At 67.2% G+C, this 18201-nt stretch carries 19 protein-coding genes; 6 read left to right on the top strand and 13 right to left on the bottom strand.

The features are described from left to right. Nucleotides 1–23: 23 nt before the first annotated feature. From greA to dapB, 5 genes are all read right to left on the bottom strand, one after another. Complete coding sequence (gene greA, locus XARJCFBP2528_RS02960; RefSeq protein WP_016903166.1) at nt 24–488, bottom strand: transcription elongation factor GreA; 465 nt, start codon at nt 486–488, stop codon at nt 24–26. Between the two features lie 8 nt (nt 489–496). Beyond that, a complete protein-coding gene (gene carB, locus XARJCFBP2528_RS02955; RefSeq protein WP_016903165.1) occupies nt 497–3739 on the bottom strand; it encodes a carbamoyl-phosphate synthase large subunit in 3243 nt (1080 codons plus the stop codon). Nucleotides 3740–3853: 114 nt separating this feature from the next. After that, nucleotides 3854–4195 (bottom strand): hypothetical protein, encoded by a 342-nt coding sequence (locus tag XARJCFBP2528_RS02950; protein ID WP_232087973.1) that lies wholly within the window; start codon nt 4193–4195, stop codon nt 3854–3856. Nucleotides 4196–4206: 11 nt separating this feature from the next. Continuing rightward, nucleotides 4207–5340 (bottom strand): glutamine-hydrolyzing carbamoyl-phosphate synthase small subunit, encoded by a 1134-nt coding sequence (gene carA, locus XARJCFBP2528_RS02945; protein ID WP_016905104.1) that lies wholly within the window; start codon nt 5338–5340, stop codon nt 4207–4209. Nucleotides 5341–5579: 239 nt separating this feature from the next. After that, nucleotides 5580–6296, bottom strand: a complete 717-nt coding sequence (gene dapB / locus XARJCFBP2528_RS02940) for a 4-hydroxy-tetrahydrodipicolinate reductase (RefSeq protein ID WP_047124292.1) — start codon at nt 6294–6296, stop codon at nt 5580–5582. Between the two features lie 300 nt (nt 6297–6596). Here dapB and XARJCFBP2528_RS24400 point away from each other — a divergent pair, with 300 nt between their 5' ends. After that, complete coding sequence (locus XARJCFBP2528_RS24400) at nt 6597–6704, top strand: flagellar motor protein MotB (protein WP_115655336.1); 108 nt, start codon at nt 6597–6599, stop codon at nt 6702–6704. Nucleotides 6705–6746: 42 nt separating this feature from the next. Here XARJCFBP2528_RS24400 and XARJCFBP2528_RS02935 read toward each other — a convergent pair whose 3' ends face one another. The 6 genes from XARJCFBP2528_RS02935 to XARJCFBP2528_RS02910 form a co-directional block, all read right to left on the bottom strand. After that, nucleotides 6747–7418: an MOSC domain-containing protein gene (locus XARJCFBP2528_RS02935; protein WP_016904921.1), complete on the bottom strand. Its 672-nt coding sequence runs from the start codon at nt 7416–7418 to the stop codon at nt 6747–6749. Next, nucleotides 7415–8617 carry an aminotransferase-like domain-containing protein gene (locus XARJCFBP2528_RS02930; RefSeq protein WP_047124291.1) on the bottom strand — a complete coding sequence of 401 codons (1203 nt, stop codon included), beginning with the start codon at nt 8615–8617 and terminating at the stop codon, nt 7415–7417. Before XARJCFBP2528_RS02930 ends, XARJCFBP2528_RS02935 begins: the two co-directional genes overlap by 4 nt. Nucleotides 8618–9016: 399 nt before the next feature. Continuing rightward, entirely contained in the window at nt 9017–9517 is a 501-nt protein-coding gene (locus XARJCFBP2528_RS02925; RefSeq protein WP_026064918.1) for a hypothetical protein, read from the bottom strand. A 57-nt stretch (nt 9518–9574) separates the two neighbouring features. After that, nucleotides 9575–9829, bottom strand: coding sequence for a DUF6587 family protein (locus XARJCFBP2528_RS02920; protein WP_016904924.1), 255 nt, complete (start codon nt 9827–9829; stop codon nt 9575–9577). Between the two features lies 1 nt (nt 9830). Further along, nucleotides 9831–11690 carry a ferrous iron transporter B gene (gene feoB, locus XARJCFBP2528_RS02915; RefSeq protein WP_047124290.1) on the bottom strand — a complete coding sequence of 620 codons (1860 nt, stop codon included), beginning with the start codon at nt 11688–11690 and terminating at the stop codon, nt 9831–9833. Then, a complete protein-coding gene (locus tag XARJCFBP2528_RS02910) occupies nt 11687–11935 on the bottom strand; it encodes a FeoA family protein (RefSeq protein ID WP_016904358.1) in 249 nt (82 codons plus the stop codon). Before XARJCFBP2528_RS02910 ends, feoB begins: the two co-directional genes overlap by 4 nt. A gap of 116 nt (nt 11936–12051) precedes the next feature. Between XARJCFBP2528_RS02910 and XARJCFBP2528_RS02905 the strand changes: the two genes are divergently transcribed. From XARJCFBP2528_RS02905 to XARJCFBP2528_RS02885, 5 genes are all read left to right on the top strand, one after another. Further along, entirely contained in the window at nt 12052–12849 is a 798-nt protein-coding gene (locus XARJCFBP2528_RS02905; protein WP_047124289.1) for an enoyl-CoA hydratase-related protein, read from the top strand. Further along, entirely contained in the window at nt 12846–13742 is an 897-nt protein-coding gene (locus XARJCFBP2528_RS02900) for a hydroxymethylglutaryl-CoA lyase (protein WP_016904356.1), read from the top strand. The genes XARJCFBP2528_RS02905 and XARJCFBP2528_RS02900 overlap by 4 nt, the downstream gene beginning before the upstream one ends. Before the next feature lie 145 nt (nt 13743–13887). After that, nucleotides 13888–14658 carry an SDR family NAD(P)-dependent oxidoreductase gene (locus XARJCFBP2528_RS02895; RefSeq protein WP_016904355.1) on the top strand — a complete coding sequence of 257 codons (771 nt, stop codon included), beginning with the start codon at nt 13888–13890 and terminating at the stop codon, nt 14656–14658. A gap of 108 nt (nt 14659–14766) precedes the next feature. After that, a complete protein-coding gene (gene yeiP, locus XARJCFBP2528_RS02890; RefSeq protein ID WP_016904354.1) occupies nt 14767–15333 on the top strand; it encodes an elongation factor P-like protein YeiP in 567 nt (188 codons plus the stop codon). Further along, nucleotides 15333–15719 carry a hypothetical protein gene (locus tag XARJCFBP2528_RS02885; protein WP_016904353.1) on the top strand — a complete coding sequence of 129 codons (387 nt, stop codon included), beginning with the start codon at nt 15333–15335 and terminating at the stop codon, nt 15717–15719. Before yeiP ends, XARJCFBP2528_RS02885 begins: the two co-directional genes overlap by 1 nt. Before the next feature lie 298 nt (nt 15720–16017). Here the strand turns inward: XARJCFBP2528_RS02885 and XARJCFBP2528_RS02880 are convergent, their stop codons facing one another. Both XARJCFBP2528_RS02880 and XARJCFBP2528_RS02875 read right to left on the bottom strand, forming a co-directional pair. After that, the gene (locus XARJCFBP2528_RS02880; protein ID WP_047124288.1) at nt 16018–17877 is read right to left on the bottom strand and encodes a DUF7844 domain-containing protein; all 1860 of its coding nucleotides are present in this window, start codon (nt 17875–17877) and stop codon (nt 16018–16020) included. Then, complete coding sequence (locus XARJCFBP2528_RS02875) at nt 17874–18173, bottom strand: DUF2388 domain-containing protein (RefSeq protein ID WP_016904351.1); 300 nt, start codon at nt 18171–18173, stop codon at nt 17874–17876. The genes XARJCFBP2528_RS02880 and XARJCFBP2528_RS02875 overlap by 4 nt, the downstream gene beginning before the upstream one ends. Nucleotides 18174–18201: the final 28 nt, after the last annotated feature.

Raw genomic sequence — 18201 nt, 5'->3', positions numbered from 1 at the left:
TGGCGTTCTTCAATCCCGACCCGTCAGTCCAGATAGGCAACGCTGACCACTTCGTACTCGCGCTGGCCGGCCGGCGCATCGATGGTGACCGAGTCGCCTTCCAGCTTGCCGATCAACGCACGCGCCAGCGGCGAGGAGATCGCGATCATGCCCAGCTTGATGTCCGCTTCCAGATCGCCAACGATCTGGTAGCGCTTCTCTTCGTCGGTCTCGGTGTCGGCCAGCGTCACCGTGGCGCCGAACACGATCTTGTTGCCGGCCGACAGCTTGGTGATGTCGATGATCTCGGCATGCGAGAGCTCGCCTTCCAGCTGCTTGATGCGGCCTTCGATGAAGCTCTGCTGCTCGCGCGCGGCGTGGTACTCGGCGTTTTCCTTCAGATCGCCGTGCGCGCGCGCTTCGGCGATCGCATTGATCACCGCCGGACGCTTGACCGACTTCAGCTGGTCCAGCTCTTCGCGCAGACGCTGCGCGCCCTTTGCCGTCATGGGTGCTCTCATGCTTCCAGCTCCTTGTGCAGTTCCTGCAGCGACCACACAGGGCCGGTGCCGCGGAATTCCAGCGAATGCACCAGCGCCTTGGCGCCGGCAACGGTGGTCGAATAGGTCACGCGATGCTGCAACGCTTCACGCCGGATCGAGAACGAGTCGGAGATGGCGGCGCGACCTTCGGTGGTGTTGACGATATACACGATCTCGCCGTTCTTGATCGAATCGACGATATGCGGGCGCCCTTCGGCGACCTTGTTGACGATTTCGCAGCTCAGCCCGTTCTGCTGCAGCCAGGCTCCGGTGCCACGCGTGGCGACCAGCGTATAGCCACGCTCCACCAGCGCCTGCGCCACCGGCAACACGCGCTGCTTGTCCGGATCGCGCACCGACACGAACGCCTTGCCCACCGGCGGGGCCTTGATGCCGCCGGCCTCCTGCGCGCGCGCAAACGCGGCGCTGAAGCTGCGGCCCACGCCCATCACCTCCCCGGTGGAGCGCATCTCCGGCCCGAGGATCGGGTCCACGCCCTGGAACTTGGCGAACGGGAAGATCGCCTCCTTCACCGAGTAATAGCCCGGCACGATTTCCTTGGTGGCGCCCTGCTCGGCCAGCGTCTTGCCGGCCATGCAGCGCGCGGCGATCTTGGCCAGCGGCATGCCGATCGCCTTGGACACGAACGGCACGGTACGCGAGGCACGCGGGTTCACTTCCAGCAGGAACACCACATCGTCGCCGGCCTCGTTCACCTGCACCGCAAACTGTGTGTTCATCAGGCCGACCACGTTCAGGCCTTCGGCCAGCATCACCACCTGACGGCGCAGCTCGGCCTGGGTCTTGGGCGAGAGCGAATACGGCGGCAGCGAGCAGGACGAATCGCCCGAATGCACGCCGGCTTCTTCGATGTGTTCCATCAGCCCGCCGATCAGCACGTTGCCGTCCTTGTCGGCAATGATGTCCACGTCCACTTCCACCGCGTTGTCGAGGAAGCGGTCCAGCAGCACCGGCGAATCGTTGGAGACCTTGACCGCGTCACGCACATAGCGCGCCAGGTCGGATTCGCCGTAGACGATTTCCATCGCGCGGCCGCCCAGCACGTAGCTCGGGCGCACCACCAGCGGATAGCCGATTTCGCGCGCCAGCACCAGGGCTTCCTCGGCATTGCGGGCAATGCGGTTCGGCGGCTGCTTCAGGCCCAGCTTGTCGACCAGCTGCTGGAAACGCTCGCGGTCTTCGGCCAGATCGATCGAATCGGGCGAGGTGCCGATCACCGGCACGCCGTTGGCTTCCAGCGCGCGCGCCAGCTTCAGCGGGGTCTGGCCGCCGTACTGCACGATCACGCCCTTGGGTTTTTCCAGCTCGACGATTTCCAGCACGTCTTCCAGCGTCAGCGGCTCGAAGTACAGACGGTCGGAGGTGTCATAGTCGGTGGACACGGTCTCCGGGTTGCAGTTGACCATGATGGTTTCAAAGCCGTCATCGCGCAGCGCCAGCGCCGCATGCACGCAGCAGTAGTCGAACTCGATGCCCTGGCCGATGCGGTTGGGGCCACCGCCCAGGATCATGATCTTGTCGCGGTCGGTCGGCAGCGCCTCGCACTCGTCCTCGTAGGTCGAATACAGATACGCGGTGCTGGTGGCGAATTCGGCGGCGCAGGAATCCACGCGCTTGTAGACCGGGCGCACCTTGAGCGCGCGACGTAGCGTGCGCACCGATTCCTCGTTGGTGCCGGTCAACTCGGCCAGCCGCGCGTCGGAGAAACCGGCGCGCTTGAGCGTGCGCAGACGCGCCGCATCCAGTGCCTGCATGCCGTCGTCGGCCAGTTGCTGCTCGTGGCTGATCAGTTCCTCGATCTGATCCAGGAACCAGGGGTCGATGAACGACAGCGCATAGACATCGGCCACGCTCATGCCGGCGCGGAAGGCATCGGCGACATAGAACAGGCGCTCCGGACCCGGCGCCTTGAGCTCGCGCTTGAGCGAGGCGATATCGTCTTCGCTGCTCAGGTCCAGCCCGGTCGGATCCAGCCCGATCTTGCCGGTTTCCAGCCCACGCAGCGCCTTCTGCAGCGATTCCTGGAAGGTACGGCCCATCGCCATCACCTCGCCCACCGACTTCATCTGGGTGGTCAGGCGCGCATCGGCCTGCGGGAATTTCTCGAACGCAAAGCGCGGGATCTTGGTGACCACGTAGTCGATCGACGGCTCGAACGAGGCCGGGGTCAGGCCACCGGTGATCTCGTTCTTCAATTCGTCCAGCGTATAGCCTACCGCCAGCTTGGCGGCGACCTTGGCGATCGGAAAGCCGGTGGCCTTGGACGCCAGCGCCGAGGAACGCGACACGCGCGGATTCATCTCGATCACCACCACGCGGCCGGTTGTCGGGCTGATGCCGAACTGCACGTTGGAACCGCCGGTATCCACACCGATCTTGCGCAGCACCGCGATCGAGGCATCGCGCAGGCGCTGGTATTCCTTGTCGGTGAGCGTCTGCGCCGGTGCCACGGTGATCGAGTCGCCGGTATGCACGCCCATCGGGTCGAGGTTCTCGATCGCGCAGACGATGATGCAGTTGTCCGCGGTGTCGCGGACCACTTCCATCTCGAACTCCTTCCAGCCCAGCACCGACTCTTCCACCAGCACTTCGGTGGTCGGCGACAGTTCCAGGCCACGGCCGACGATCTCGATCAGCTCTTCGCGGTTGTAGGCGATGCCGCCGCCGCTGCCACCCAGGGTGAAGCTGGGGCGGATGATGGTCGGGTAGCCGACGCGGGTCTGGATATCCAGCGCCTCTTCCAGCGTGTGCGCCACTTCGGCCCGGGGGCAATCCAGGCCGATCTCGCCCATCGCCACGCGGAACAGCTCGCGGTCTTCGGCCATGCGGATGGCTTCGCGCTTGGCGCCGATCAGCTCGACGTTGTACTTCTCCAGCACGCCGTGGTCGGCCAGATCCAGCGCGCAGTTCAGCGCGGTCTGCCCGCCCATGGTCGGCAGCAGGGCATCAGGCTTTTCCTTGGCGATGATCTTCTCGACCGTCTGCCAGTTGATCGGCTCGATGTACACCGCATCGGCCATGTCCGGGTCGGTCATGATGGTGGCAGGATTGCTGTTGACCAGCACCACGCGATACCCCTCGTCGCGCAGCGCCTTGCACGCCTGCGCGCCGGAGTAATCGAACTCGCAGGCCTGGCCGATGACGATCGGGCCGGCGCCGATGATCAGGATGGTTTTTAGGTCGGTGCGCTTTGGCATTTCTTTACTCGATTAGGAACATGCGGCAAGCCGCAGGTGCGGAAGAGTGGCCGCGGCGATCGCATCGCGACGCGGCATGATGTTGCATCGACTCCACGGAGCCGAAAGCCGGGGTCATCCGGCGTATCCATAGCCCAGGGCGCGCAGGGTGTTCTGCATCCACTGATGCAGCGCGAACGCGGCGGCGAAGCTGACCAGGAGCAACAGCCAGCCGGTCCCGGAGGTCTTGCCCCAGCGACGCACCTTGTCCGGGTCGGTGTTCTGCATGCGCTGGTGAAAGGATCCTCCTCCAACCACATAGCCGATGCCGAAGACGACACACATCGGCACCAGCAAGGCCAGTTTGATGCCTCCGGGCAGCGTGATCGACGCCACGCCCGCCTGCGCCTGCTGCAGCGGCATCCAGACGCCCCAATAGGCCACGGCGGCGCCCACCAGCAGGATCAGCACACCCATCAACCGAGCGCTCATGCGCGCTTGGCATCCTTGGCCATCAACTCCACAAACCGGTCGAACAGCGGCCCCACATCGCGCGGCCCCGGCGAGGCCTCCGGGTGGCCCTGGAACGAGAACGCCGGCGCGTCGGTCAGCGCGATGCCCTGGTTGGTGCCATCGAACAGCGAACGATGGGTCACCCGCACATTGGCCGGCAGCGTGCTTTCATCCACCGCAAAGCCATGGTTCTGCGAGGTGATCATCACCCGCCCGCCGTCCAGATCCTGCACCGGATGGTTGGCGCCGTGATGGCCGGTGGTCATCTTGACCGTGCTGGCGCCGGCGGCCAGCGCCAGCAGCTGATGCCCAAGACAGATGCCGAAGGTCGGTACCTTCTGCGCGACCAGTTCCCTGATCGCGGCGATCGCGTAATCGCAGGGCTCCGGGTCGCCCGGGCCATTGGACAGGAACACGCCATCGGGCTGCATCGCCAGCACCTCGGCCACCGGCGTGCGTGCCGGCACCACGGTGACGTCGCAACCACGGTCGGCCAGCATGCGCAGGATGTTGAGCTTGACGCCGTAATCGTAAGCAACAACTTTGTGCTTCAGCTCGGCCCGCACGAACGTGTCCGAATTCAGATCCAGCGAGCCTTCCTGCCAGCCGTAGCTGGTCTCGGTGGAAACCACCTTGGCCAAGTCCATGCCCTTCAGGCCGGGGAAGCTGCGCGCGGCTTCCAGCGCCTTGTCGACATCGATCTCGCCGGCCATCAGCGCGCCGTTCTGGGCGCCCTTCTGCCGCAGCAGGCGGGTCAGCTTGCGGGTATCGATGCCGGAAATGGCCACCACACCGCGGGCCTGCAGCCACTCCGGCAGTGCGACTTCGCTGCGCCAGCTGCTGGGGCGACGCGGCACGTCGCGCACGATCAGGCCGGCAGCCCAGATCTTCCTGGCCTCGTCATCCTGATCGGTAAAGCCGGTATTGCCGATATGCGGATAGGTCAGCGTGACCATCTGGCGGGCGTAGGAGGGATCGGTCAGGACTTCCTGGTAACCGGTCATGGCGGTGTTGAACACCACTTCGCCGACGGAAAGCCCGTTGGCGCCTACGGATTCGCCCTCGAACACGGTGCCGTCTTCGAGGACAAGGATTGCGGGTTGGGTCACGTGGGGGTCTCGCTCTGGCTGCCTGGGACTCCGATGCGCTTCCGGCCAAATTCCGGTTGCAGCAAAGCGCGGACGCGGTGCTGGGGACCGGTCCGACGCTGGTTCGGGCAAGCGAGAATTGTAAAGGCAAGTGCCCCGGCATGCCAGCCTGAAGAACACCGGCTGCCGTGCCGGCATCGCAATGGCGGGATGAATGCGCCACTGCGATCATTCGCCATTCATGCGCGGCGACGCAGCGCTTACAGCACCAGATCGCGCACGCGATAGCTGCCGGGCGGCTTGCCGAGCAGCCGCTTGGCCGCATGCAGGGCACCACGCGCGAAGATGTCGCGGTTGGTCGCGCGGTGCACCAGTTCCACCCGCTCGCCCAGCCCGGTGAACTGCACCGTGTGCTCGCCGACGATGTCGCCGGCGCGCAGGCTGGCAAAGCGCGGCTGCGCGCCACTGCCGGTGGCCGCCTCCCCCAGCGTCAGCGCGGTCCCGGAGGGTGCGTCCTGCTTGTGCACGTGGTGGGCTTCGACGATGTCGCAATCCCAGCCCGGCAGGCTGCCGGCGGCACGCTCCACCAGTTCGGTCAGCACCGCAACGCCCAGGCTGAAGTTGGACGCCCACACCAGTGGAATCTGCTGCGCGGACTCCAGCAACGCGGCGCGCTGCGCCTCATCCAGACCGGTGGTGCCGGACACCAGCGGTTTGCCGCGCTGCGCGCACAACGCCAGGATCGGCGCGAAGCCCTGCGGCAGGCTGAAGTCGATCGCCACGTCGAAGCTCGGCGCACCGCCGAGCTCGCTGGCGGCGAAATACGGCACGCCGTCCACCACGCGCTGCGAGGGCGCACGCCCCACCACCGCGCCGACGACATGCAAGGCCTCGTCTTCGGCAGCCAGACGCAGCAATGCCTTGCCCATCCGCCCGGAGGCGCCGTGGATCAGAACTTTCACAGGAGACGTTGTCATGGCGGCAGGCCTAGCTGGGCGATGGGGTTGTACAAGATAGCTGGGAATCGGGAATCGGGAATCGGGAATCGTAAAAGCTGGAATTGGGGGGTCGGGATTGGGGAGTCGTTAAAGCCGGGAATCGGGAATCGGGATCAGGGACTCGTGAGAGCGGGTGCGGGTGTGCGCGTTTTATGTGCTGTGGCGCTTTGGCTTGGTGGCGTCCGTGGGGTGCGCGTGGTGGTTGGCACACAACGGCGCGAGCGGCCATGGGTCGGTGAGGGCTGCGCCGCTGTACGTTGGTAAGGACGATGAAGACGCATGGCACACGGCCATCATGGCGGCGCCTGGAAGGTGGCGTTTGCCGACTTCGTGACCGCGATTCCCCAATCCCGACTCCCGAATCCCAAATCTCAGCCCTGCAGCTAGCGCGGCTGCGGGCTTTGATTGCGTGCGAGGTGCTGGCGGCTCTCAGTCGCTTGCGCCATGCAGGCGCTTGCTCCAGCTCTCTATTTCGCGGCGTTGCAGGCGGCGTTCGAATAGCGCCCGCCATGACGGCACCAGCGGCAGCTGCAACACTGCGGTGATGGCGGCGGCATCGACATCGCGCGCGTACAACACCTGTTGCAGGCGCGACAGCGTCCATTGCGGATGCGGCCGCTGCTGCAGCGTCAGCATGTCGCCGGCTGCCACGTCGCCGGGGTGCAGCACGCGGTAATACCAGCCGGTGCGGCCGCTGTCCTGCACGCGGCGCGCCATGTCGCGCAGGCCGAAGCGGTCGGACAGCTTCCAGCACGGCTGACGCAGTTGCGACACTTCCACCACCGCCGTACCCAATGCAAAGCGATCGCCCAGACAGACCTCGGCCTCGGTAAGGCCGACGCTGCTCAGGTTCTCGCCGAACGCGCCGGCCGTCTCCAGCAACGCGTGCGCGCCGAGGTCGGCCTGCCAGGCAGCGTAGTGATCGCGCGGATAGTGATGGATCGCCTTGTCCGGCCCGACGCGCACAGGACCGTCCACCGCACGCTTGTCGATCGCGCTGCGGCTACCGGGGCGGGTGAAATCGCGTGCGACCCCGATCGCCACGCGGTCGATGCTGACCGCGAGCGCCGGCGCCTGCACGCCACTGGTCTGCGTGGTCACGCGCCCTGCCCGGGCAACTCGGCCAGCGCCTCGCGCAACACCTCTCCCAGGACCTGGATGCCGGCATCGATCCTGTCGCCGGGCACGGTGACGAACGACAGCCGCAAGGTATTGACCTGCGGCAAGGTGGCGTAGAACGGCGCGCCCGGCACGAACGCGACATTGCGCGCGATCGCACGCGCCAGCAGCGCGGTGCCGTCCAGCCCGGGCGGCAGGCTCACCCACAGGAACATGCCGCCTTCGGGGCGATTCCATTGCACCTGGGGCGGGAAATGCCGATCCAGGGCCTCCAGCATCAGGCTGCATTGGCGCGCATACAGCGCGCGGATCTGCGGGATATGCGTGTCCAGGAAATCGTCCTGCAGCGTCTGGTGGACCACGCGCTGGGTGAACGACGGCGTATGCAGATCGGCCGCCTGCTTGGCCTGGATCAGCTTGCCCAGCACCGCCTCGGGCGCAACCACATAGCCCAGCCGCAAGCCGGGCGCGAGCACCTTGGAGAACGAGCCCATGTAGATCACGCCCTCCGGATTGAGCGACAACAGGCTCGGCAGCGGCCGGCCGCTGTAATACAGCTCGCCATACGGATCGTCTTCGACGATCGGCACGCCCGCTGCTGCTGCGCGCTCCACCAGGGCCTGGCGCCGCGCCAGCGGCAACCGGCGACCGGTGGGGTTCTGGAAATTCGGCAGGCAGTACAGAAAGCGCGCATCGGCCAGCAATGCAGGGTCCAACGCGTCCACCACCACCCCGTCCTCGTCCGAGGGCATGCCGACGAAGCTAGGCTGGAACAGCGAAAACGCCTGCAACGCACCCAGGTAGCTCGGCGTTTCCACCAGCACCTTGCTGCCCTCATCGATGAAGACCTTGCCGAGCAGGTCCAGCCCCTGCTGCGAGCCGGTGGTGATCAACACCTGGCTGGGCCGGACGCTGGCGCCGTCGCGGCTCAGGCGTGCGGCCACCCAGTCGCGCAGCGGCGCATAGCCTTCGGTGGGACCGTATTGCAGTGCGGCCTGCGGCGCATCGCGCAGCACCTGATCGCTGGCCGCGCGCATGCGCTCCACCGGAAAGGTGGCCGGCGACGGCAGCCCGCCGGCGAAGGAAATCACCTCCGGCCGCTCGGTCACCTTGAGGATTTCGCGAATCGCCGAACTGGTCAGCGCCTGCGCACGTCGGGAGATCTGGAAGGAGGTCGTCATGGCCCAAGCATAGCGAAGGCGTATGGCCGGCGCGCTGTGCACTGCAGCGTCGGATGCGCACCGCTGTGCACTGCAGCGTCGGATGCGCACCTCGGCCAATGACGGGGGGTAGTGCCGCACCGACCATCGCCACGCGTGGCGACCTGCCTTCCTGCGTTGCGCTGGCGCTACCGACATTGCCGTGCAGTACGGTCGACATACTCGCGTTGGCGTCTGCCAGCAAGGCGATCGCCGCGCGTGCATCGCCATGCACGGAATGTCACCTGTTTCTGCCGACGCAGGCTGCGTGCGCAGGTCGGCTGGGCAGCGAGCCAGATCGGCGCGTGCCGATGACCGGCATCGCGTCGGCGCATCGATGGCACCGCCTTGGCAATGCGGCAGCGATAGTGCCGGCGGCGCCTACTCGTACGCCGGGCCGACCCAGGCCGTGCCTTCGCTGCGTTCGATCAAGGTCTTCCAGCGCTTTCGGATCAGCTTGTCGCGCGAGCGGAAGGTCATGCGCACCCCCGGCAAGCCGAGCGTGGCACGTGTCTCGACCATGGCCGAGGCTTCATCGGCGGCGATCTCGATCCTGGTGATCGACTGCTTGTAGTCGATCACCTCTTCCGGGTTGGCCACATGACGCATCTGACGCAGCACCTGCGCCCACTCGCCATTGGATTTGCAGTACTGCTCGCGTGTGGTGGTCTGCCGCTGCTGATGCGAATCCATGCGGTACAGCACCACCATTTCGAACGCCGGCGCGGTCATCGCACACAGCGCTTCGCCGTCCTGACCACGCATTGCCTTGTCGTGCGCGGCGTAGAAATCGCGCACCTGCGCTTCGTCCAGCGCGTTACCGCCATAGTTGTAAACACCGGCGACTGCCGCCAGGACCGCCAACAACACCAACAACCGCATCTGCGCCCCCTGCACCACCGCGTCCTGCGGCCGCGCAAGTGTAAGGGATGCAGTGCGTCAGTGACGACGGGGCGGCGTCGGCCCGCAGCTGTCGCAGCCACCACAGGCCGCGGCGTTCTGCGCGGCCGGCGGTGCGACGCGGCGGCCCAGCGCCCGCATCCATGCAGGCCGCCCATCGCGCAACAGGCCGATCGCCACTGCGCCACGCAGGCGCCGCAGCGTGCCGGGAAATTGCTTCTTCATCACTACCCATAGGCTGAGCAACACCGCCAGGGCGATGACCACGTATTGCAAGGTGAGCGACAGATCCACCTCAGCCGGCTCCCAGCAGCACGGCCAGCTGGTAGGTCACCAGCGAGGCCAGGTAGGCCAGCGCGAACAGGTACACCGCGCTGATGGTCATCTGCTTCCACGAGTTGGTTTCGCGCTTGATCGTGGCCAGCGTGGAGATGCACATCGGTGCATAGATGTACCAGACCAGCAGCGACAGCGCGGTGGCCAGCGACCAGCCATCGCTGATCAGCGGCGACAGGGCCTGCGCGGCGGCATCGTCGTCGGCAGCCGACAGCGCGTACACCGTCGCCAGCGAGGCAACCGCCACTTCGCGCGCGGCCAGGCCGGGAATCAGCGCGATGCAGATCTGCCAGTTGAAGCCCAGCGGCGCGAAGAAGATCGCCATCGCATGGCCGATGCGCCCGGCGAAGCTGTAATCGATCGCCGGCAAGGTGGCGTCGGCCGGCGCGGCCGGAAACGACAGCAGGAACCACAGCAGGATGGTCAGGGCCAGAATGATGCCGCCGACGCGCTTGAGGAAGATCAGCGCACGCTCCCACAGCCCCAGCGCCAGGTCGGGCAGATGCGGCAGGCGGTACGACGGCAGCTCCAGCATCAGCGGGTGCTCGCTCTTGTCGCGGCGCCACTTCTTCATTGTCCACGACACCAGCAGCGCACTGACGATGGCCGCGGCATACAGCCCGAACAGGATCAGGCCCTGCTGGTTGAAGATGCCCCACACGGTCTTCTGCGGGATGAAGGCGCCAATCAGCAAGGCATACACCGGCAGGCGCGCCGAACACGTCATCAATGGCGCGACCATGATGGTGGCGAGCCGGTCGCGCGGATCCTGGATGCTGCGGGTGGACATGATGCCCGGCACCGCACAGGCAAAGCTCGACAGCAACGGGATGAACGAGCGCCCGGACAAGCCGGCGGCAGACATCATGCGGTCCAGCAGGAAGGCCGCGCGCGGCAGGTAGCCGGACTCCTCCAGCGCCAGGATGAAAGCGAACAGAATCAGGATCTGCGGCAGGAATTTGATCACCCCGCCCAGGCCGGTGATGATGCCGTCCTTGAGCAGGCTGTTGAGCGGGCCCTCCGGCAGCGTGGTGCCTGCCCACTCGCCCAGCATCGCGGTGCCGGCATCGATCAGGTCCATCACTGGGTTGGCCCAGGCATACACCGCCTGGAAGATCAGGAACATCACCACCGCCAGCGTGACCAGGCCCCAGAGCGGGTGCAGCAGCCAGCGGTCCAGCGCATCGTCCACCCGCGAGGTCCGCGTCGGCATGGTCACCGCCGCACTCAGGATCTGTCGCACCTGCGCATGGTAGTTGCCGTCGGCAGGCGGCGTGGCGCTCGGTGCCGCCAGGCGCGCGGCCTGCGCGTCGATGCGCTCGACCAGCGCCTTGGCACCGCCGCGGCGTACCGCCACCGTTTCCACCACCGGTACCCCGAGCGCCTGTTCCAGCGCCGGCAGGTCGATGACGATGCCGCGTCGTTGCGCGGCGTCGACCATGTTCAAGGCCACGATCATCGGCCGGCCCAGCTCGCGCAGCTCCAGCGCAAAGCGCAGGTGCAGGCGCAGGTTGGTCGCATCCATCACGCAGACCAGCACGTCCGGTGCCGGTTCGCCGGGATAGAAGCCACGGCACAGGTCGCGGGTGATCGCCTCGTCCAGGCTGGCCGGCTGCAGGCTATAGGCGCCGGGCAGATCCAGCACCGCGAAGTCGCGCCCGGATGGCGCACGGAACTGCCCCTCCTTGCGCTCGACGGTGACGCCGGTGTAGTTGGCGACCTTCTGCCGGCTGCCGGTCAGCTGATTGAACAGCGCGGTCTTGCCGCTGTTGGGATTGCCCACCAGCGCCAGCCGCAACGGAACGCTCGCCGCGCTCATGCCTGTGCTCCATCGACGCGTACCTGCACGCGTGCGGCCTCGCTACGGCGCAGGGCGAACCGGGTGTAACCGACCTGCACCAGCAGCGGTTCGCGCCCGACCGGCCCGGTCGCCAGCACCGTGACCTCTTCGCCGGCGACAAAACCCAGTTCGCGCAGACGCCGGGCGATCGTGTCGTTGGGGAGGCGATCCTCCACGGAATCCACGATGGCGGCGCGATGCAAGGGCATGTCGGACAGCGTCACAAAGACGGCCTGATTGTTAGGAATGGTTCTCAATTCTAGCATCGACGCACCGCGTCATGGCTCAGACGACCCGTGCCGCTATCATGGTTCGCATCCCATTCATGGACGTTGACGCAATGCAGGACACCGGCTTGATCGTGGAGGACCAGGGAGCGGTCCGCACGTTGCGACTGCACCGCCCGGCGGTGCACAACGCCTTCGATGCGACCTTGATTGGCGCGCTCACCGACGCCTTGCAGCAGGCCGGCCGGGCAGCGCAGATCCGCGTCGTCGTGATCACCGGTGCCGGCGCTGCGTTCTCTGCAGGAGCGGACCTGAACTGGATGCGCGGCATGGCCGGCGCCAGCGAGGCCGACAACGCGGCCGATGCGCTCGCCCTGGCGCGCCTGATGCGCACGCTGGACGAACTGCCCAAGCCGACCATCGCGCGCGTCAACGGCGCAGCGTTTGGCGGCGGCGTGGGCCTGGTGGCGTGCTGCGATATCGCCATCGGCTGCACCGAGGCGCGCTTCGGGCTGACCGAGAGCAAGCTCGGCCTGCTGCCGGCGGTGATTTCGCCGTATGTGATTGCAGCGATCGGCGCGCGCCAGGCACGGCGATGGTTCGCCACTGCCGAGATCTTCGACGCCGCCACCGCGCAGCTGCTGGGCCTGTTGCATCAACTGGTTGCCGCCGACCAACTGGATATCGCGGTGGAGCGCCAGGTCCGCCTGTTGCTGGCGGCCGCGCCATTGGCCGCGGCCAGCGCCAAGGCGCTGGTGCGCGCGGTGCTGCCACCGATCGACCGCGACGCCATCGACGCTGCCAATGCCGCGTGGATCGCGCGCCTGCGCGTTTCCCCGGAAGGTCAGGAAGGCCTGGGCACCTTCCTCGACAAGCGCAGCCCGGCCTGGGTGCCGGAGGGCGCGGCGTGAGCGACTTCGTCCGCATTGTCGAGGTCGGCCCGCGCGATGGCCTGCAGAACGAAGCCACACCGATCGCCACCGCCGACAAGATCGCGCTGATCGACCGACTCTCCGCGACCGGGCTGCGCAGCATCGAGGCGACCAGCTTCGTCAGCCCGCGCTGGGTGCCGCAACTGGCCGACGCGGCCGAGGTGTTCGCCGGCATCACCCAGGCGCCGGGCATCGCCTATCCGGTGCTGGTGCCCAACCTGCAGGGCTATGCGCGCGCACGCGCCGCCGGTGCTCGGGAAGTGGCGGTGTTCACCGCGGCGTCGGAGGCCTTCAATCGCACCAATACCAACGCCGGCATCGACGAATCGATCGAACGCTTTCGCCCGATCCTGGAACAGGCGGCCCTCGACGGCGTGCGCGTGCGCGGTTACGTCTCCACCGTGCTGGGTTGCCCGTACCAGGGCGAGGTGCCGGTGGCCGACGTGGTCGATGTCGCGCAACGGCTGTACACGCTGGGCTGCTACGAGATTTCGCTGGGCGACACCATCGGCGTGGGCACACCGGGCAAGGCACGCCAGATGCTGGCCGCCGTGGCGCAGGCGGTGCCGATGCCGGCATTGGCGGTGCACTTCCACGACACCTACGGCCAGGCGCTGGCCAATATTGCCGCCTGCCTGGAGCAAGGCGTGCGCGTGGTCGATGCGGCGGTGTCCGGGGCCGGCGGCTGCCCCTACGCCAAGGGCGCCAGCGGCAATGTCGCCAGCGAAGACGTGGTGTACCTGCTGCACGGGCTGGGCATGCCGACCGGCATCGACCTGCCTGCCCTCGCCGACACCGGCCGCTGGCTGGCGCAGTTGCTCGGCCGCCAGACCGGCAGCAAGGTCGGCAAGGCCCTGGCGGCCGCCGACTGAGGCGCCAGGCCCGCACGCCCCCATCGCCGCTCCCGCTCCGTTCCAGGATCGGTCGCGCTAACGCTTCGGCTAGAATCGCCGGCTGCGTCGTCACCCGTTCGCCGGCCGGCATCACCGGCCTCCAGGATCTCCGAGGAACCACCGCATGCAGCCTTCTTCTGTTCTAGCCATCGTCACCGGCGGCGTCTCCGGCCTGGGCCTGGCCGTGGCGCAGCGCATCGTGGCCGATGGCGGCAAGGTCGCGCTGTTCGACGTCAACGCCGACAAGGCCGACGCGGCGCTGGCGCTGCTCGGTGCGGGCAACGCACTGTACGTCGCCACCGATGTCACCGACGAGGCGCAGGTTGCCACCAACGTGGCGCAGGCCGCGCAGGCGCTGGGCGGGCTCAACCTGGTGGTGAATTGCGCCGGCATCCTGGGCTCGGGCCGGGTGCTCGGCAAGGAAGCGCCGATGCCGCTGGCGACCTTCCGCACCACCGTGCTGGTCAACCTGGTCGGCAGCTTCAACGTGGCCAAGGCCGCGGCCGACGTGATGCAACACAACCATGCCGGCGACGACGGCGAGCGCGGCGTGATCATCAACACCGCCTCGGTGGCCGCCTACGAAGGCCAGATCGGCCAGGCCGCCTATGCCGCCAGCAAGGGCGGCGTGGTCGGCATGACCTTGCCGATGGCACGCGAACTGGCGCGCTTCGGCATCCGCGTGATGACGATCGCTCCGGGCGTGTTCTGGACCCCGATGGTGGACGGCATGCCCGAGGCGGTGCAGCAATCGCTGGCCGCGGCGATCCCGTTCCCCTCGCGCCTGGGCCAACCCGACGAATATGCCGACACCGTCGCCTTCATCCTGCGCAATCGCTATCTCAATGGCGAGGTGATTCGCCTGGACGGCGGCGTGCGCCTGGCACCCAAGTAGCCGGGATTGGTGAGTCGGGATTGGGGATTCGCAACGGCAACCGCCGCCTGCAACCCAGCCGCACTTGCCAATCCCAAATCCCCAATCCCCAATCTCCGACTTACATCCATGAAAGCCAACGACATCAAGAAAGGCAACGTCGTCGAATACAACGGCGGCATTTACCAGATCCGCGACATCGAGCGCAGCTCGCCGCAGGGCCGCGGTGGCAACGTGCGCTTCCGCTTCATCATGTACAGCGTGCCCGGTGGCGCCAAGCTGGACGCCAGCTTCGACGCCGACGACAACCTGCCGGAAGTGGAATTGCTGCGTCGCCTGTCGACGTTTTCGTACAAGGATGGCGAGGCGTTCGTGTTCATGGACGACGAGGACTTCACTCCCTACACGCTGGATGCGGACGTGATCGGCACCGATGCCGGTTACATCATCGACGGGCTGACCGGCATCTACGTGCAGGTGATCGACGACCAGCCGGTGGCCGTGCAACTGCCGCAGACGGTGACGCTGGAAGTGGTCGAAACCCCGCCCGAACTCAAGGGCGGCACCGCCACCAAGCGGCCCAAGCCGGCCAAGCTCAACACCGGCCTGGAAATCATGGTGCCCGAGTACATCACCAACGGTGAGCGCGTGCTGGTCAACACCACCACCGGCGAATTCGCGGGCCGCGCCGACTGATGCGCAAGCTGGTCGTTGTGGTGACGCTGGGGCTGCTGGGCGCCTGCACGGCGCAACCAGCCCCGGCGCCGACGCACGCACCTGCGCCGGTGGCCTGCACCGATGCCAAGGTGGATGAGGAGTGGCTGCAACATCCGCCCGGCCTGTGCGGCATGCCGGAGGATGTGCGCACGCTGGTGGAGGATTACGACACCTGCGAGCACTTCGCGGGCGAGGACCCGTACGACGCCGATCGTCGCCACGAGATCGAAGTGGCGATCGCGCAATTCTGCACGCCGGCACCGGCACGGCTTGCAAAGCTACTGAAGCAGTACCGCAACAACGCGCAGGTCAGCGACTGGCTGCGCAAGTATTCGGTGCAGGCGGATCTGCAACCGGCTGGCTGAGGTGCGCCGGCTGGTGTGACAGGTGCCAGCTGGTGCAATGCGTCGTCCCTGGCCGGAGCACCGGGAACCGGGACTTACCGCTGCAGGCCACAGCGCCTACCTTCTCCCATCGGGAAAAGGTGGCGCAAAGCGCCGGATAAGGGTACGGGCGAAGCCTCGTGCAGTTGGACCTCTACGGGAGCTTCGCCCCGTCCCTTGACCCCAATCCCCGCTCCGCGCGCCAGTGGCGTGCACGCCGCGCCTTCTCGCCCCGCAGGGAGAGGGGCCGGTACCGCCCTCCCCCGCGTGGTCCGAACCGTTATTGCGCCTGCGGAAGTATCCCCATCCCTGACCGCAGCTTGTCGGTAGCCGCATCACCCCGCGCTAGCCCGCGCAGGCGCGCGCGCAGGCGTTGCACATTTGCCTCGCCCTGCTCCAATCCAGTGCGGACCTCGGCCGGCAGTTGCTGCCGCCCCAGTGCCTGCAGCTGTTTCCAGCCGTCGACCAGTACGCCGGTTTCCTGCGCCACGCGCGCGCTCAGGTCCAGCTGCTCGTCTGCTTGCGGCAGTCCGTAGCCGGCGCTGCCCAACAACGTGGCCGGGTGACTGAGCTGGGCCTGCCGCGCAAATAGCGATTGCAGTTGACCCTGCACCGAGTCACGCCCGGCTGCGCCGGGTGTCAGCAGGCGCTTGAGCGCATCGCGTGCCAGCAACTCCTGGCGGCGCAACGCGGCCTGTTCCAGCAACAACGCTGCAGCCGTCTCGCGCAGACCGCCGCGCTCGAACCATTGCGCACGTGCGTCCGGCCGCGCGTCCAGCCATTGCTCCACGCTGGTCTGCGGCAGCGGCAGGCCGCGCCGGATCACCTCGAACATGGCCTGGTAATGCGCCGCCGCCGACTCGAAGTAATAGCCTTGGCGAGTCGCCTGCGCACGGTCGTCCAGCACCTGCAGGTCGGCGATGCCGGCACGGTGCAGCCGCTGGCGCACGCCGCGCGGGGTGATCGACGACAGCCCGGCCGCGGCCAGCCGCGGCACGCCGTCGTGCAGGAGCTTGAAAGTCTCCACCGCGCAATTGTTGCCGATGAAGTAGTAGCGCCCGTCGTAACTCCAGTGCACCTGCGCGGCGCGTGCGAGCAGCGCGGCGATCTCCCCGGGCGTGAGCTTCAGCGGCACCGACGACAGGGCACGCAACTCCACCTTGGTGTATTCGTCGACCACCTGATTCAAGGGCAATACGAACAGCCGCGAAGGATACGCGCCGGTCAGCCCGCGCCAGCTGGAAATCTGCACATCGCCGACGAAGGCGCGGAACGACAGCACGCGGTGATACTGCAGATCCAGACGGCAATCGGGGCCGGGCGCACGGCCAGGGGCGCAGATCACCAGGCGCAGCATGCTGTGGCCCCAGCGGCTCATCGGCTGCGCATTGCCCTCGGCCAGCAGGTAATCCACCGAATACACCCGCGATGGATCCAGTGCCAGCAATGACATTGCGCCGGCATCGTTGTCGGCCTGCAGATACGGCAGCGCCGCCTCGCAGCGCGTTGCATCGGGCATGGCGCCAACCTGCTCGGCAAACCAGGCGGCCAGCGCCGGACGCCGGCAGTGGTAATCGGCATCGAGCACGTAGTGTTCGAGATTCACCGCGACGAATTCGGCCGGGCTGCGGCGTTCGTAATCGTCGGGGCTGCGATCGCTGAACCGGTTTGCGCCACGCCCGATCCGCCAGGGACGCACCTGCCAGCCAGCCAGGTCGCGCAGCCGCGGGTCGCGCGACAGGCCGCCGTGCGCACCGCGGTCCAGCACGTGCGCCAGTTCGTGCACCACCGCCGCCATCGCCGCGCGCGTGGCCGGTGCACCGGGGTCGGCCTGCGCAGCTGACGCCTGCGCGCTCCACGCATCCAGCAGCGCACGATCGAGCAGGATGCGCCGGCCGATCGCGCGGCCATGCACGTGTGCCGGCAAATCCGTACGCCACTGCAGCTGGATCGGTGCGTCGATACGTTGCATCCAGGCCGGCGGCAGGCGCTGCGCAACCTGCTGCACCAAGGCATGCGAGGCCTCGATCTGCACTGCCGACAGGCCCTGCGGATCGACATCGACGCGTGGCTCGGCCTGCACCGCCGGTGCGATCGCTGCGGCCAGCCACAGCCACCAGCACCGGCGTGGAGACCTCACTGGGCCAGGATGGACTGCGCCAGTTCCAGGTCGCTGGACAACCGCGCCGCATCGCTACGACTACGCAGCTGCAGCAGCGCCGCTTCCAGACGCACGCCGCGGATCGCGCCATTGCTGGCGACGAAGCCGGCCGCATCTTCGCGTGCATCGGCCACCACCTTGTCGTCGCCGGAACTGCTGCCGGAGGAATTGGACGAACCGGCCGACGATGCGCCGGCCGAGGTCCCGGCCAGGCTGGAGGCAACGGCTGCCAGCGGCAGCAGCGTCAGGGCGCAAAACACGAGGGAGCGCATCATTGGCGTATCGATTCCATGTGAAGGTGCT

Origin of the sequence: Xanthomonas arboricola pv. juglandis, from assembly GCF_001013475.1 — a bacterium.
Classification (GTDB): domain Bacteria; phylum Pseudomonadota; class Gammaproteobacteria; order Xanthomonadales; family Xanthomonadaceae; genus Xanthomonas; species Xanthomonas arboricola.
This window is presented reverse-complemented; position numbering and strand designations above follow the sequence as displayed.